Origin of the sequence: Roseomonas elaeocarpi, from assembly GCF_042433915.1 — a bacterium.
Lineage (GTDB): Bacteria > Pseudomonadota > Alphaproteobacteria > Acetobacterales > Acetobacteraceae > Roseomonas > Roseomonas elaeocarpi.
The window spans coordinates 76,401-91,717 of the sequence record NZ_JBHLUN010000003.1; the positions used below are offsets into that span (position 1 = coordinate 76,401).

Genomic DNA, 15,317 nt, shown 5'->3' on the forward strand with positions numbered 1-15,317 from the left:
CCTGGCGGTGCGGCGTACCGGCGCGATGCTTCGCCGGGTGCAGGCGCGCCCGGCGGTGCGGCCGCCGCGGTTCAACTTCCGTGGCTTAACCCTGCGCCTCGCGGGCGCGGCGGACCCTCTCGTTCAGCTCCGTCAGGGTTTCGCCGAAGCGATGCTCCGCTTCCGCGGTGCGCAGGGGTTTCACGCGCTCCACCAGGATCTCGGGCGGCGTCGACTGCTGTGCGAAGAGGGCCATCACCTCGTCGATGAACTCCTCCAGCGGCTGATAGCCGGAGCGCGTGGACTGTCCGGGCGTCAGGTCGGTCTGCACGGCGGGCGGCGCCAGCTCGATCACCTCGACCTTGTTCTTGAGCGCCTCGCGCAGGCTGACGGTGTAGGAATGGATCGCGGCCTTGGTGGCACAGTAGGTCGGCGTTGCCACCAGCGGCACGAAGGCCAGGCCGGAGGTCACGTTCACGATCGCCGCGTCCGCCTGCGCCGTGAGGTGGCCGATCAGCGCGTCGGTCATGCGGATGGGGCCGAGGAGGTTGGTGGTGATCGTCGCCTCGGCGTCGCCGAGGTCGCGCCCTTGGTCCAGCGCCTCGAAGCGCATGATGCCCGCGTTGTTGATCAGGACGTTGAGCGCCGGGTTCTCGGCAAGGACCCGGCGGGCGAAGTCCGCGACGCCTTCCGCGCTCTCGACGTCGAGCACCATGGCGCTCATGCGGGGACGGCCGGCAATGGCCTGCTCCAGCGCCTCGCGCCGACGACCGGCCACAATCACGCTGTTGCCGAGGTCGTGGAAGCGCTGGGCCAGGGCCGCGCCGATGCCGGAGCCGCCGCCGGTGATCAGGATGGTGTTGCCGGTCTGCTTCATGCGGTGGTGCTTTCCTCGGGTGACTGTGCGGCACTATCTGTGCGGTCGCGATCGGCGGGAAAGAAGGCACCCGAGAGAATGAGACTTACCCAGTGGAGAGTGTCGCGTGTCCGCCCCGCCCTTTGACGACCAGGCCATCACCCGAGCGCGCCGGACGGCGCAGCGGCCATCGCCGGCCGAGGTTGATCCGAAGGTCGTGGCCCTGGTCACGCAGTTGATCGGGCGCGTCGCCGACAAGTGGACCATGCTGACCCTGGAGGTGCTGGAGGAGCACGGCGAGCAGCGCTTCACCCAGCTGGCGCGACGGGTCGACGGCATCAGCCAGAAGATGCTGACCCAGACCTTGCGGCAGATGGAGCGCGACGGGATGGTGTCGCGGCGGGTGCACGCCGTGGTGCCGCCGCGCGTGGACTACCGGCTCACGGAACTCGGCGCCGGGTTGGGGGCGGCTTTCTGCGGCGTGTGGATCTGGGCCGAGGAGAACCTGCTCCGGGTAGAGGCGGCGCGGCGGGCCTTCGACGAGCGTGCCGGCGAGGCGGCCGGGGACCGGTAGGGGCGTTCCGCGGCACGTCGGCCGAAAACGCCAACGGCCGGGACGGGGTCCCGGCCGGCGTCTTGATCCGCTGGCGCCAGGCCGCGGGGTGATCCTTTGGAGCTGCCGGCCCTTCCGGCCGCAGCGCCCGCTTCCTCAGGCCACCACGCCCAGCGTGGGCAGGCGGTCGGACTGGGTGCGGCGCTCCAGCATCACGAGGCCGCCCACGAGCATCAGGCAGGCCGACAGGCTGCCGATGGCAACGGGCAGCGCGACGTCCTGGCTGTTGGCCAGGTTGCCGAGCAGGGTCACCACGTTGGCCAGGATCACGGCGAAGCCGGTGAAGACCAGGGCGAGGGCGAAGCGGTTCATACTGTGCCTCCAGGGGGGCGGAGAAGCTTGGGCGCGGAAGCTGGGTTGCTTCCTGCTTCATGGGTAGGAAACACCCCGCTCACGGCATCACGGGGTCGTTATCGTGGCGCAAATGAGGCATTTTGCCCGGCGGTGTCCCACTTGGCGGTCGTGGCAGTGGCAGCCATCCATCACCCATCGCCATTGCACGCTTCTTGCTGGCAAGGTGGCACCTCGATGCCGACCGGAGCCTGAGTCCCTTCCCATGCGTTCCTCCCCGCCTGCCGCCCGCCGCCGCCCAATCCTGCTTGCCCTGGCCCTGCCCTTGCTGGCCGCCGGCATTACCCTGACGGTCGTGGCGCCGGCGGGCACCGCGTTGGCCCAGGCGCCCGCCGCCTCGGGGCAGCCGCTGCGCACCGCGGTGGACGGGACCTTCGCGCCGCACGCCTTTCCGAAGCTCGACGGCGGGGTGCAGGGCTTCAACGTGGACCTGTTCACCGAGGTGGCGCGCCGGCTCGGCCGTCCGATCACCGTCGACAGCGCGTCCTTCTCGGGGCTGGTGCCGGCGCTGAATGCCGGGCGCTACGACTTCATCGCCGCACCGGTGACGGTGACGCCGGAGCGCGCCGAAAGCCTGCTCTTCACCGAGGGCTACCTCTACACCGAGTTCCAGTTCGGCATCCGCCAGGGCTCGGCGCCGATCACCTCGCTGGCCGACATCAAGGGCAAGGTCATCGCGGTGAACAAGGGCTCGGCCTATGACGCCTGGGCGCAGGCCAACAGCGAGAAGCTGGGCTTCACCTTCCAGACCTACGACACCAACCCGGACGCGGTGCAGGCGGTGATCTCGGGACGGGCCTATGCCGTGTTGGCAGGCAACACGGTGGTGAAGTACGCGGCATCGCGCCAGCGGCAGCTGGTGCCCGACTACGTCATCAAGGAAACCCGCGCCCACTGGGCCGCGCCCTTCCGTCGTGACGAGGTGGCGCTGCGCAACCAAGTCGAGGACGCGCTGGAATGCATGAAGCGCGACGGCACCGTGGCCAAGCTGAGCGAGAAGTGGTTCGGCTCCACCCCCGCCAAGGATGACGCCGAGAACACGCCCTTCCCGGGTTACGGCGTGCCGGGCCTGCCGGGCTACGACCCGACACCGCACGAGCCGCACTGCGGCTGAGGCGACTGGGTGACGGGCGAGGCGGCGGCGCCTGTCCACCCCACCCACCCTGCTGCGTCACCGCGAGGCCGTGCTACTTCTCCGGGGGGGCGACGTGGCCATTGCCGAGCGACCGTTGCCCCGCGTCCGGCCGAATGACGTGGCGCCGCCCGCGCGCGGCTGCGGTCGCTCGCAGCACCTGTTGCGCGGGGTGCCCTGCCCCGTTCCGCGCTGACCCTGATCGGATGGGACGTTCCGTCCCGCGAGTGAGCTGACCTTGGATTCCGGCTTCGTTTTCTCGTTCCTGAACCCGCGCGTCGCGGCCCAGTACTGGCCAGCCGTGGCGGGCGGATTCGCGCTGACCGTGGCGCTGGCGGCGCTGATCGTGGTGACAGGCCTCGCCGCCGGGCTGATCCTGGCTGTAGTGCGGGCGCTGCGCATCCGCGTGCTGAACTGGGCCATCATCTTCGCGGTGGACCTGCTGCGAGCGCTGCCGCCGCTGGTGATCCTGGTGCTGCTGTACTTCGGCCTGCCCTCGGCCGGGCTGTCGCTGTCCGGCTTCTGGGCAACCTGGCTGGCGCTGAGCCTGGTGCTGGCCGCCTTCGCCGAGGAAATCTTCTGGGCCGGCATCACCGCGGTGCCGGAAGGACAGTGGGACGCGGCGCGGGCGCTGGGGATGCGCTTCATGCCGGTCCTCCTGCTGGTGGTGCTGCCGCAGGCGGTGCGGATGGTGATCCCGCCACTGACCAACCGCACCATCGCCATCACCAAGGGCACGGCGCTGGCCTCGGTGGTGGGCGTGTCGGAGATCCTGGGTGCATCGCAGTCGGCCATGTCCTTCTCGGCCAACCCGACGCCGCTGACACTGGGGGCGATCGCCTACGCGATCCTGTTCCTGCCGGTGGTGGGCGCCGGACGCTGGATCGAGCACCGCTTCACCCTGCGCGGGCGGCGGAGCTGAGGCATGAACGACTTCCTCGACGCCTTCTTCGACTTCGACATCATCCGCCAGGCGCTGCCGATCCTCTGGGCGGGGCTGAAGCAGACAGTGCTGCTGTCGCTCATGGCGGTGCCGCTGGGCGTGCTGGGCGGGTTCCTGATGGCCTTTGGCGCGCGGGCACGGTCGCGCTGGCTGCGCTGGCCCGCGGTGGCCGTGTGCGACGTGTTCCGCGCCGTGCCGCCGCTGGTGCTATTGGTGTTCCTGTATGCCGGGCTGCCCTTCACCGGCCTCGACATCGGGGCCTGGGGCGCGGTGGCGGTGGGCTTCTTTCTCAACACCGGCGCCTATTATGGCGAGATCCTGCGCGCGGGCCTCGACAGCGTGGCAAAGGGCCAGGATGAGGCCGCACGTGCGTTGGGGCTGCGGCCCTGGCAAGCGATGCTGCTGGTGGTGCTGCCGCAGGCGGTGCGCAACGTGCTGCCCGACCTCGTGAGCAACACGCTGGAGGTGGTGAAGCTGACCTCTCTCGCCTCGGTGGTGGCGCTGCCAGAGCTGCTGTTCCAGGCGCGTCAGGCGCAGAGCGTTACCTACAACGCGTCACCGATCGTGGCAGCGGCCGCGATCTACTTCGTGCTGCTCTGGCCCGTGGTGCGGCTGTTGTCACGACTGGAGAACCGCGCGGTGCGCGGGCGGGGCTAAAAACCGCCCGTCGCCGGACTACCGCCGCGCCCGCGCGGGCAGGGCCTCACCTTCACGCCCTAGCGGTCACGCCATGGTCGCCAGGTCGCGCAGCCGGATCTGGTGCTGCAGCGGCTCACCCCGCAGGAAGCGGGTGATCTCTTCGATCACCAACGCCGTCATGCGCTGCGTTTCGGGCCCTTCCGCACCGGCGATGTGGGGGGTCAGGAACACGTTGGCGATGTCGTAGAGCGGGTGATCCGGCGGCAGCTCGTCCGGCTCGGTGACGTCGATCACCGCGTCGAGGCGGCCGCTGCGCGTTTCGTCGACCAGCGCCTCCTGCTCGACCAGGCCGCCGCGCGCGGTGTTCACCAGCACCGCGCCGTCGCGCATCAGCGCGAGCCTGCGCCGGTCGATCATGTTGCGCGTGGCGGGCAGCAGCGGCGCGTGCAGGCTGACACAGTCGGACTGCGCCATCAAATCGTCCAGCGGCAGCAGCGTTGCGCCCAGCGCGGCGGCGTCCTCCTCCGTCAGCATTGGGTCATGCAGCAGCACGCGCAGGTCAAAGGGGCGCAGGAGCTCGATCACCCGGCGGCCGATGCGCGAGGCCCCGACGATGCCCACCGACTTGCGGTAGTTGCCCAGGCCACGCGCGTGATTGCTCCAGGGCTTCTCGGCCGCGCGGCGTTCCCGGTACAGGCGGTTGAGGCGGAACACCTGCTTGTTGGCGAACAGGATCGCGGCCAGCGCGTATTCCGCCACCGGCACCGCATTGGCATCCGCGGCGTTGACCACCGCCACGCCGCGCTCCCACACCGCCGGCGCCAAGTGTCCCTTCACCGTGCCCGCGACGTGGGCCACCAGGCGTAGGCGCGGCATGGCGTCGAGCACGGCATCGTCCACGGCGGGCGAGCCCCAGCCGGTGACCAGCACCTCGGCACGGCGCAGCAGCGGCGCCAGGGCCGGATCGTGGAAGTCACGCACGGGCTCGGGGTGGAGGATGTCGAGCAGTTCCGCGAGGCGGGCGTGCTGCGCCTCGCTGATGGTTTCCGGGTTGCGCTGCGGATTATACGCCAGCAGGGCGGGTGGCCTGATCATGCGGTTCTCGCTTCCTCGGACCTGATCGCGCAAGGGGATGAGCCCTGCTGCCAGTCTCTCGTGTTTGTCGGGCCGTGCGCGCGGGGATGCCACGCCTTCAACCGGTGCGGAGGCTGAGGGCCCGGGCCTGCACCGTCAAGCTCACCCATCGGGTGAGGACATCCCGTGCTTGACGCGCGGGGACAGCGGGTGAACTATCCGGTTACTTAAAGGAAGCACCCGCCGGCAACAGGCGGGATCATGGGAAGCGGCCGGATCTCAGCGTGACCGTTCCGGGAGCCGGGGCCGTTCCCAGCAGGGAAGGACACGCCGCATGAACGAGTTCCGTCGCCGCAGCCTCCTGGGGGCCGGCCTGGGCCTGGGTGCGCTGGCCGCCACTGGCACCTCGCACCGGGCCGAAGCCGCCGAAACGCGCATGGCTGTGCAGTGGTTCGGTGCGAATGATCGCGCCAAGCGCACCTTCGCGGTGATCGACCTGTTCGAGAAGCGCAACCCGGGCGTGAAGATCAACGGTGAGTACGGCAACTCCACCGACTACTGGCAGAAGATCAATACGCAGATCGCGGGCCGCAACGGGCCGGACGTGTTCCAGACCGAGCCCAACAGCATCGCGGACTACGCACGCCGGGGCGCGCTGCTGGCGTTGGACCCGCTGCTGGGCAAGGCGATTGACACCTCAGGCTTCAGCCCGGAGATGCTCGACCTGTGCCGTATCGACGGCAAGGTTTACGGGCTGGGACTGGGGCTGAACTCCTTCGGGATGCTCTACGACTCAGAGGTGTTCACCAAGGTCGGCATGGCGCCGCCGGACGAGAAGACCAGCTGGGACGACTACGCGAAGCTGAGCGTGGAGCTGACCAAGGCCAACAAGCGCGATGGCTGGTTCGGCAGCTGCGACGGCAGCCGCTACTCGCACGCGCTGAACGTGTGGCTGCGGCAGCGCGGCAAGGACCTGTTCAACAACGACGGCAAGCTGGACTTCACCGCCGACGAAGCGGGGGAATGGTTCAGTTACTGGGACAAGATCCGCAAGGCCGGCGGTTGTGTGCCGGCCGACGTGGCCTCGCAGGATCAGAGCTCGATCCAGACCATGCCACTGGTGCTGAACAAGGCGGGCCTGGCGCTGATGTATTCCAACCAGCTGGTCGGCACGCAGGACGTCGTGCCGTTCAAGCTGGGGTTGACGGTGTATCCGAACGGCGGGCCGGGCGCGAAGCCGGGGTTGTTCTATCGTCCGGCGTTGATCTGGAACATGTACGTGCGCGGCCGGAACCAGGAGATGGCGGCGAAGTTCGTGAACTTCTTCCTCAACGACCCGGAGGCGGTGAAGATCCTGGGGGTCGAACGCGGCGTGCCGATGGGGCAGAAGATGCGTGATCTGGTGATGCCCGACCTCAACGAGCTCGAGCGCAAGACCGTCGACTACATCAACTTCATTGCCGACAAGGTCGGGCCCTACCCGCCGCCGCAGCCGGTGAATTCCAACCAGTTCACCAACATTATCCTGCGCGCCGTGGCCGACGAGGTGGCCTTCGGACGCATCTCGCCGAGCGAAGGCGGCCGTAAGCTGATCAACGATACCAACGCGGTGCTGTGAGGGTGGGCACGATCCTGGACCGCCTGCGAAGCAACCCGCTGCGCACGCGAGACGACGCGCGGCAGCTGCTGCTCGACCTCAACGCCCCGCTGCGCGCGGGTTTCAGCCCCGGTCGGGCGCAGGTGCGGCTCGGCCTCGACAGCGCGCATTTCGACCGCAAAGCAGAATGGTTCGAGGGTTTCGCGCGTCCGCTCTGGGGCCTGGCGCCGCTGGTGGCGGGCGGCGGGCACTTCGAGGGCTGGGAGGATTTCCGCGAAGGCTTCCGCAACGGCACCGACCCGAAGCACGCGGAATACTGGGAAGAGCCCGGTGACCACGACCAGCGCTCGGTGGAAATGGCGGCGGCGGGCTTCGCGCTGGCACTGACGCCCGAGGAACTGTGGACGCCGCTCTCGCCCGAGGCGCGTGGCAACGTCGCGCGTTGGCTGGGCTCGATCCAACGGGTCGCGATGGCCGACAACAACTGGCACTTCTTTCCGGTGATGGCGGGGCTCGGCCTTCAGCGCGTGGGTGAGCCGATCGACGAGGCCTCGCGCGACCGGCACCTGGCGCGGCTCGACGAGTTCTACCTGCGCGATGGTTGGTACGGCGACGGGATCGACGGCTACATCGACCACTACAACGGCTTCGCGATCCAGTTCTACGGGCTGATCTACGCCGCGCTGGCGGGGGATCGGGACCCGGAGCGCGCGGCGCGCTACCGCGACCGGGCGGCGCAGTTCGCCCAGGGGTTCCAGCACTGGTTCGGCGCGGACGGGGCGACGCTGGCGATGGGGCGCTCGCTCACCTACCGCTTCGCCACCGCGGCCTTCTGGGGCGCCCTGGCCTATGCCAACGTCGAAGCGCTGCCCTGGGGCGTGATCCGCGGGCTCTGGGCGCGGCAGATCCGCTGGTGGATGGAACAGCCGATCACCGACGAGGCCGGGCGGCTGCGGATCGGCTATCGCTGGCCCAACATCCTGATGAGCGAGAACTACAACTCGCAGGGCTCGCCCTACTGGGCCTTCAAGGCCTTCCTGCCGCTGGCCCTGCCTGAGGATCACCCCTTCTGGCAGGCAGAGGAAGCGCCGCACCCCGTGGCGGATGGCGTGACCACGATTCCGGGCGCCTCGCTGGTGGTGCAGCGTCAGGGCGGCGACGTGTTCGCGCTGCCGGGCGGGCCGACGCGCACGCATATGCGCGGCGCCGTCGATAAGTACGCGAAGTTCAGCTACTCGACGCATCTCGGCCCCACCGTCGAGGCGGAGCGCTGGATCGAGTACGGCTGCTGCGGCGACAACATTCTGGCCGTCAGCCCCGACGGGCAGGACTGGCATATGCGGCGCGCGATCCTGGGACGTCGTGTCGGCGAGGACTGGATTGAAGCCTCCTGGCGGCCGCTGCCCGAGGTGTCGGTGGAAACCCTGCAGTTCTTCGAGGGTGGCTGGGAGATCCGGCTGCACGCGCTGGACACGCCGGTGGCGCTGCAGGCGGTGGAAAGCGGCCACGCGGTCCCCTGCCGGGTCGGGGCACGCGGCCGGCTGGCGGCGCTCTTCGCGCAGGAAGGAGGCAGCGGGGGCACGCTGCTGCGGGCGGGCGAGGCCTACGGTTCCGCCATCCTTGATCCGTCGGGGAAGCGCGTATCCGGGGTGCTCGACGTCATGCCGAATACGAGCCTGATGTTTCCCCAGGCCGCGGTGCCGGTGCTGGGCGCGCGACTGGGCCCCGGAACGCACCTGCTGGCCTCGGCGGTCTGGGCCGGCCGCGCCGAAGCGCCGGGCGAGGCACCCTCCGGGGCAGCAGTGCTGGAGCGCGCCTGCCGCTGCGGCGGCTGGGCGGCACGGCTGAAAGGAATGGTCTGGAGCCTCGACACCGTTGCCTTGCGGGAAGACCGGCGGGCCCTGGATCCTGCCTTCTAGGCAAGGTGGCGGCCCGGGTTAAGCCGGGCCGCCACCCTCCAGTGTTCTGTAAGATGTATGACGAACGGTCATAGGAGGCGAGGAAAAAGCGATGCGGGCGGTGGGGCCGCCCACTGCTAGAGCGGGCGACCGTCACAGCCGAGAAGCGACAAAGGAGGACACACCATGTCCAACGCCCCCACCATCGCCGGCCCCGATCCCGATACCCGCACGCCGCTCTTCACCCTGCCGCCGGGCAGCTGCGACGCCCATTGCCACATCTTCGGACCGGGGAGCCGCTACCCCTACGCCGCCGACAGCTCCTACATTCCGCCTGACGCGCCGCTGGAGATGTTCCAGGCGCTGCAGGCGAAGCTCGGCATCGACCGTGCCGTGATCGTCAACGCCAGCTGCCACGGTACCGACAACCGCCCCGTGACCGACGCGATCGCGCAGAGCGGCGGCCGCTATCGCGGCATCGCCACGATCACCGCCGAGGTCACCGACCGCGAGCTTCGCGACCTGAAGGAGGCCGGCATCGACGGCTGCCGCTTCACCTTCCTGCGCCGCCTGGGCCGCACGCCGGACCTGAGCGCCTTTCACGGCATCGTGGAGCGCATCGCGCCGCTGGGCTGGCACGTGGACGTGTACCTGGAGCCGAACTCGGTGGAGGAGTTCGGGCCGATCCTGCGGAAGCTGCCGATCCCCTACGTGATCGACCACATGGGCACCTCGCCCGCCGCTCAGGGCGTGGAGGCCAAGGGGTTCCAGGACCTGCTGGAGCTGCTGCGCACCGACGAGAAGTGCTGGGTCAAGGTCACGGGGCTGGAGCGTTCCACATCCATCGGCGCGCCCTTCGACGATGCGGTGCCACTGGCGGCGAAGCTGGTCGAGACGGCGCCGGACCGCGTGCTGTGGGGCACCGACTGGCCGCACCCGAACCTCAAGCGCATGCCCAACGATGCCGACCTGGTGGACGTGGTGCCGCGCTACGCGCCGGATGAGGCGGTGAGGCACAAGCTGCTGGTGGAGAACCCGTCGCGTCTCTACGGCTTTGCGCCATGAGCATGTCCCTGCCCGCGGCCGGTCCGGTTCACGGACAGGCCGGCGATGTGGGCCCCGCACGGGCGCAGCCCTGGTGGCGGCAGCTCTGGCCCTGGGTGATGCTGGCGATGGTGGCCGGCGTGGCGCTGGGCTACGCCGCGCCCGAGGCGGGCACGGCGATGCAGCCGCTCGGCGACGCCTTTATCCGGCTGATCCGCATGCTGATCGCGCCGATCATCTTCTGCACCGTGGTGCACGGCGTGGCCAGCATGGGCGACATGGCCAAGGTCGGCCGCGTCGCGCTCAAGGCGCTGATCTACTTCGAGGTCGTCACCACCGTCGCGCTGGTGTTCGGGCTGGTGATGGTGAACCTGACGCATCCGGGCACGGGGATGAACGTGGACGCTTCCACGCTCAACACCGCGGCGCTGGGCAACATCACGCGCCAGACGCATGAGGCGGGGGTGATCCCCTTCCTGATGAACATCATCCCCAACACGCTGATCGGCGCCTTTGCCGAGGGCAACGTGCTGCAGGTTCTGCTGATCTCGCTGATCGCGGGCTTCGCGCTCAGCTGGATGGGGCCTGCGGGGCAGCCGCTGGTGCAGCTGGTGGGCACGGTGTCGCAGATGCTGTTCCGCGGCGTGGCGATCGTGATGTGGGCAGCGCCCATCGGCGCCTTCGGGGCCATCGCCTTCACGGTGGGGCGCTTCGGGGCCACCTCGCTGTGGTCGCTGCTGGCGCTGCTGGGCTGGTTCTACGTCACCTGCATCCTGTTCGTGGTGGTGGTGTTCGGGGCGATCAGCGTCTTCTGCGGCTTCAGCCTTTTCCGGCTGATCCGCTACATCCGCGAAGAGCTGCTGATCGTCTTCGCCACCACCTCCTCGGAAACGGTGCTGCCGCGGCTAATTGCCAAGATGGAGGCGCTGGGCTGCGAGGAGGGCGTGGTCGGCCTCGTGGTGCCCACCGGCTATTCCTTCAACCTCGACGGCACCTGCCTGTACCTGGCCTTCGCCGCGGTGTTCCTGGCGCAGGCCACCAACACGCCGCTGGGCATCGAGCAGCAGGTCGGACTGCTGGCGGTGCTGCTGCTGGCCTCCAAGGGTGCGGCGGGCGTGGCGGGCGCCGCCTTCGTGGTGCTGGCGGCGACGCTGTCCTCGGTGGGGACGATCCCGGTCGCCGCGGTGGGGCTGGTGCTGGGCATCCACCGGCTGATGTCGGAAGGGCTGACGCCCACCAACCTCGTCGGCAACGCCGTCGCCACCATCGTGGTGGCGAAGTGGGAGGGCTCGCTCGACGAGGCGCGGATGCGCCGCGTGCTGGCGGGCGAGGCCCCGGCGCACTGACGGATACCCCGGGCGGCGGAGCATCGCCGCCCGGGAATCCCAGGAGGCCCTAAGGGCTGACCTAGATGGCGGGAACCGGCTTCGTGCGCCCCATCTCCCGCGTCTTGCCGGTGGGGCAAAGGTCCAGCAGCACGCAGCGGCCGCATTGCGGGTTCTGGAAGTGGCACACGCGCTGGCCGTGCAGCATCAGGATCTCGTGGTCGTCGTAGACCTGCTGCGCGTCCCATTCCTCAGGCAGCATCGCTTCCAGCACGCGGTGTGACGGGCCGACCGCGAGGTTGGCCGGGATCAGGCCCAGCCGAATCGCGACGCGGTGGTGATGGCTGTCCACCGGCAGGGCGCGCCGCCGCAGCGAGGAGAACGACAGCACCGCGGCGCTGGTCTTGGGACCGACGCCGGTGAGTTCCTCGAGCCAGGCACGCGCCTCGACGACGCTCATTCCCGCCAGATGGTCCAGCGTCAGGCGTCCCTGGCGCGCGGTGATCTCGCGCAAGGTGCGTTGCAGGGCCGGCGCCTTGGCTTCCGGCCAGGTGCAGGGCGAGAGCGCCCGCTCCACCTCGGCTACCGGCGCGTCGCGCACGGCTTCCCAATCCGGAAAGGCGGCACGGAGGTTTCGATAAGCCCGTGCGCTGTCCGCGTTCTTGGTGCGATGGGACAGCAGCGAGGACACCAGCTCATCCAGCGGGTCGAGCGCGTGAAAATAAGCGATGGGGCAGTTGTAGGCGCGGCACAGCCGCTCGTGCACCTCGATCAGCAGCGCACGTACCTCCGCGCTGGGCGTCAGGTCGTCCCTGCCACGTGGCCGTCGCGCTGTTGCCAAAGCCGTCGTCTCCTCCGGACCGGAACACAACGCCGCAGGTGGCGGAGAGGTTCGCGTCGATCGCGACCGTGGCTGCGGGTCGCATGGTTGCGGCTTCGCAAGATTGCAGGCCCAGGTCGCTTGTCAGGATCGCACCATGGACCGATCATGACATCCACGACAGGAAGCCGCCGACAAGGCGGCTCGGAGGATCATCGTTCCATGCTTCGCATGTTTGGCGCCCTGCTGGCGCTCGCCTGCTCGGTCAGCCCGGTGCTGGCCCAGGAGGCTTACCCCAACAAGCCGATCCGCGTGATCGTACCCTTCGCCGCGGGCGGCACCACCGACCTAGTGGCGCGGCTGGTGGGGCAGAAGATGAGCGAGAAGCTGGGCCAGCCGCTGGTGATGGACAACCGCGCCGGCGCCGGCGGCAACATCGGCTCCGACGCCTGCGCCAAGGCGCCAGGCGATGGCTACACGATCTGCATGGGCACCATCAGCTCCCACGCCATCAATGCCAGCATCTATCCCAAGATGCCCTTCGACAACCTGCGCGACTTCGCGCCGGTCGCGCTGCTGGGCTCGCAGCCCAACATGCTGGTGGTGGCGATGAACGTGCCGGCCGCGAACGTGACCGAGCTGGTGGCCCTGATGAAGGCCAAGCCCGGCTTCTATAACTACGGCTCCTCGGGCGTCGGCACCTCGATCCACCTGGCGGGCGAGCTGTTCACGCAGATGACCGGTACCGAGGCGGTACACGTGCCCTACCGTTCCTCGGGCCAGATCATGACCGATATGCTGGCCGGGCAGCTACCCATGGCTTTCGATAACTTCTCCTCCGGCTGGCCGCACGTGCGCGACGGGCGGCTGCGGGCGATCGGCGTCGGCTCGCGTGAGCGCATGGCGGTGGCGCCCGACGTGCCGACCATTGCCGAAACGCTACCGGGCTTCGAATCCCTCAGCTGGCACGGGCTCTTCGCCCCCGCCGCCACGCCGCCCGCGATCGTGGACCGGCTGAACGCCGAGGCACGCGCCGCGCTGGCGACGCCGGAGGTTCAGGCGCGCTTCCGGGAACTGGGCATCACCGCTGGGACCTACACGCCGGTGGAGTTCCGCGGCTTCGTGGCCAGCGAAACGCAGCGCTGGGGCGACGTCGCGCGAAAGGCCAACGTCCGGGCGGAGTAGCCGGCCGACATCCCCTCCCCCAAACATACCGGGGGAGGGTTCAGGCGGGGCGGCGTTTCGCCCGCCCTGGGCGGCGGTGGCTCAGCGCTGGCGCCAGGGAAGGCCCTCGGCCTTCCAGCCCGCAACCTTGCCGCGGTGGCCCTCGGCGTCCGGCGGTCCCTCGAAGCCATCGGCCACGTTGAAGGCCTTCGGATAGCCCGCCGCCTGGGCCGCCTGCGCCGCCGCAAGCGAACGGGCACCGGAGCGGCACAGGAAGTAGAGCGGGGTTTCCGCCGTGGCGCCGGCCCGGTGCAGGTGGTCGGTGAAGGACCCGTTCACCTGCATGGAGGGGTACAACTGCCAGGGGATCAGCGCGGGCTGCTTGCCGGCCTCGCCAAGGTCGGGCAGGCCGACGAAATTCCATTCGGCGTCGGTACGCACATCCACGAGAAGGGCCTTGGGGTCCGACTTCAGCGCTTCCCAGGCGGCGCTCGGCGCCACGTCCTCGACCGGCATCTCTCTCATCTCCCAAGCGGGTTTCCCTGTTACTTGGGGCGCGGCAGCGGCGGCGTCCATCCCGCCGGCGGTGATCACGCGGCATGGGGAAGGGCTATGCCGCCGCGACCGTGCGGTTTACCGCGGAGGTGATGCAGCACGACACGGCCAGCCCGCCCACTCACCCACCCGCCTCCGGCGGCGCGGCGGCGCGGGATCCGGGCGCGGCGAACCGGCGGCGGCTGCCGGTGCTGGCGGCGGCTTCCTTCGCGACCTCGACCCAGATCTTCGTGGTGGCCGGGCTGCTCCGGGAAATGGCGACGGACCTCGACGTGCCGGTGTCGCAGGCCGGCCAGGTGGCAACTGCGCTGGCGATGGCCTTCGGGCTGACGGCGCCCTTCGTGGCGGCGCTGACGGCTCCCTGGCCGCGCCGGCGGCTGCTGACTTCGGCTCTGCTGCTCCTGGCGCTGCTCAACCTGGCGATCGTGTTCAGCGGGAGCTTTCCCACCCTGCTCGGCCTGCGGGTGCTGTGCGGCATCGCCGCGGCAGCGGTGGTGCCGACGGCGGCCGCCACGGCCGCGGCGCTGGTGCCGCCCGAGGAGCGCGGGCGGGCCATCGCCACGGTGGTGGCAGGCAGCACGGCGGCGCTGCTGTTCGGCGTGCCCATGGGCTCGGTGGCCGGCGCCGTGTTCGGCTGGCGCGGCGCCTTCGGGCTGGCGGCGGTGCTGTCGCTCCTGGGCGCGGTCGCGATCCGGCTGGTGCTGCCGGAGGTGCCGGGCGAACGCTCGGGCCTGCGGGGTCTGCGGCTGTTGCGGTCTCCGGGCGTCGGGCGGACCGTGGCGGTAACCTTTCTGGGCTTCGGCGCCAGCTTCTGCCTCAGCGCCTTCATCGGCCCGGCGGTGAACCGGGTGAGCGGCCTCGTCGGCAGCCAGGTGGCGATCATGCAGTCCCTGGCGGGACTGGCCTCGCTCGTGGGGCTGCCGGTGGGCGCCTGGATGGCAGGCCGATCCGGCATCCGGGGCGCCTGGGTGCTGACGGGGCTGATGGCGCTGTCGTCCTCTGGCCATGCGCTGCTGCTGGCCGGGGCTGCGGACGGTACGGGCCTGGCGATCCCGTTGCAGGGACTGGCGATCCTCGTGTCCGGCGGCTGCGCCTTCGCGCTGTCGCCGCTGCTGCAAACGCATCTTGTTTCGCTAGTCCCGGACGGGCGCGGCGTGGTGCTGGCCGCGAACTCCTCGGCCATGTTTCTGGGGCAGGCGGGCGGCGCGCTGGTGGCCGGCGCCGCGCTAGGATGTCTCAGCCTGCCAGGATTGGGCGTGGCCGGCGCCACGCTCGCCGGCCTGGCCACCATCGTGGGGCTGACGCTGCGGCGGCACTGAGGCGGCGA

At 69.8% G+C, this 15,317-nt stretch carries 15 protein-coding genes; 10 read left to right on the plus strand and 5 right to left on the minus strand.

The window, feature by feature from the left end; translation table 11 throughout:
- Positions 1–85: 85 nt before the first annotated feature.
- Complete coding sequence (locus ACFFGY_RS04815; protein WP_377043273.1) at positions 86–856, minus strand: SDR family oxidoreductase; 771 nt, start codon at positions 854–856, stop codon at positions 86–88.
- A 106-nt stretch (positions 857–962) separates the two neighbouring features.
- Between ACFFGY_RS04815 and ACFFGY_RS04820 the strand changes: the two genes are divergently transcribed.
- Complete coding sequence (locus tag ACFFGY_RS04820; protein WP_377043274.1) at positions 963–1,409, plus strand: winged helix-turn-helix transcriptional regulator; 447 nt, start codon at positions 963–965, stop codon at positions 1,407–1,409.
- Positions 1,410–1,544: 135 nt separating this feature from the next.
- On the opposite strand, the gene ACFFGY_RS04825 is transcribed toward ACFFGY_RS04820, so the two are convergent.
- Complete coding sequence (locus tag ACFFGY_RS04825) at positions 1,545–1,760, minus strand: hypothetical protein (RefSeq protein ID WP_377043275.1); 216 nt, start codon at positions 1,758–1,760, stop codon at positions 1,545–1,547.
- A 244-nt stretch (positions 1,761–2,004) separates the two neighbouring features.
- Here ACFFGY_RS04825 and ACFFGY_RS04830 point away from each other — a divergent pair, with 244 nt between their 5' ends.
- The 3 genes from ACFFGY_RS04830 (at position 2,005) to ACFFGY_RS04840 (ending at position 4,531) form a co-directional block, all read left to right on the plus strand.
- A complete protein-coding gene (locus tag ACFFGY_RS04830) occupies positions 2,005–2,913 on the plus strand; it encodes a transporter substrate-binding domain-containing protein (protein ID WP_377043276.1) in 909 nt (302 codons plus the stop codon).
- A gap of 256 nt (positions 2,914–3,169) precedes the next feature.
- A complete protein-coding gene (locus tag ACFFGY_RS04835) occupies positions 3,170–3,853 on the plus strand; it encodes an amino acid ABC transporter permease (protein ID WP_377043277.1) in 684 nt (227 codons plus the stop codon).
- A 3-nt stretch (positions 3,854–3,856) separates the two neighbouring features.
- Positions 3,857–4,531 (plus strand): amino acid ABC transporter permease, encoded by a 675-nt coding sequence (locus ACFFGY_RS04840; protein WP_377043278.1) that lies wholly within the window; start codon positions 3,857–3,859, stop codon positions 4,529–4,531.
- A gap of 66 nt (positions 4,532–4,597) precedes the next feature.
- Here the strand turns inward: ACFFGY_RS04840 and ACFFGY_RS04845 are convergent, their stop codons facing one another.
- A complete protein-coding gene (locus ACFFGY_RS04845) occupies positions 4,598–5,608 on the minus strand; it encodes a hydroxyacid dehydrogenase (protein WP_377043279.1) in 1,011 nt (336 codons plus the stop codon).
- Between the two features lie 313 nt (positions 5,609–5,921).
- Here ACFFGY_RS04845 and ACFFGY_RS04850 point away from each other — a divergent pair, with 313 nt between their 5' ends.
- From ACFFGY_RS04850 to dctA, 4 genes are all read left to right on the plus strand, one after another.
- Complete coding sequence (locus tag ACFFGY_RS04850; RefSeq protein ID WP_377043280.1) at positions 5,922–7,205, plus strand: ABC transporter substrate-binding protein; 1,284 nt, start codon at positions 5,922–5,924, stop codon at positions 7,203–7,205.
- A gap of 2 nt (positions 7,206–7,207) precedes the next feature.
- Positions 7,208–9,103, plus strand: coding sequence for a DUF2264 domain-containing protein (locus ACFFGY_RS04855; RefSeq protein ID WP_377043281.1), 1,896 nt, complete (start codon positions 7,208–7,210; stop codon positions 9,101–9,103).
- 165 nt (positions 9,104–9,268) lie between these two features.
- On the plus strand, positions 9,269–10,147 hold the full coding sequence (locus tag ACFFGY_RS04860; protein WP_377043282.1) for an amidohydrolase family protein: 879 nt from the start codon (positions 9,269–9,271) through the stop codon (positions 10,145–10,147).
- On the plus strand, positions 10,144–11,472 hold the full coding sequence (dctA, locus tag ACFFGY_RS04865) for a C4-dicarboxylate transporter DctA (RefSeq protein ID WP_377043284.1): 1,329 nt from the start codon (positions 10,144–10,146) through the stop codon (positions 11,470–11,472). The genes ACFFGY_RS04860 and dctA overlap by 4 nt, the downstream gene beginning before the upstream one ends.
- 61 nt (positions 11,473–11,533) lie before the next feature.
- On the opposite strand, the gene ACFFGY_RS04870 is transcribed toward dctA, so the two are convergent.
- Positions 11,534–12,292, minus strand: a complete 759-nt coding sequence (locus tag ACFFGY_RS04870) for an endonuclease III domain-containing protein (protein WP_377043285.1) — start codon at positions 12,290–12,292, stop codon at positions 11,534–11,536.
- Positions 12,293–12,493: 201 nt separating this feature from the next.
- Here ACFFGY_RS04870 and ACFFGY_RS04875 point away from each other — a divergent pair, with 201 nt between their 5' ends.
- Positions 12,494–13,456 (plus strand): Bug family tripartite tricarboxylate transporter substrate binding protein, encoded by a 963-nt coding sequence (locus ACFFGY_RS04875; protein WP_377043286.1) that lies wholly within the window; start codon positions 12,494–12,496, stop codon positions 13,454–13,456.
- Between the two features lie 81 nt (positions 13,457–13,537).
- Here ACFFGY_RS04875 and ACFFGY_RS04880 read toward each other — a convergent pair whose 3' ends face one another.
- Complete coding sequence (locus tag ACFFGY_RS04880; RefSeq protein WP_377043328.1) at positions 13,538–13,951, minus strand: rhodanese-like domain-containing protein; 414 nt, start codon at positions 13,949–13,951, stop codon at positions 13,538–13,540.
- An 83-nt stretch (positions 13,952–14,034) separates the two neighbouring features.
- On the opposite strand from ACFFGY_RS04880, the gene ACFFGY_RS04885 reads away from it, so the two are divergent.
- Positions 14,035–15,309: an MFS transporter gene (locus ACFFGY_RS04885; RefSeq protein ID WP_377043287.1), complete on the plus strand. Its 1,275-nt coding sequence runs from the start codon at positions 14,035–14,037 to the stop codon at positions 15,307–15,309.
- Positions 15,310–15,317: the final 8 nt, after the last annotated feature.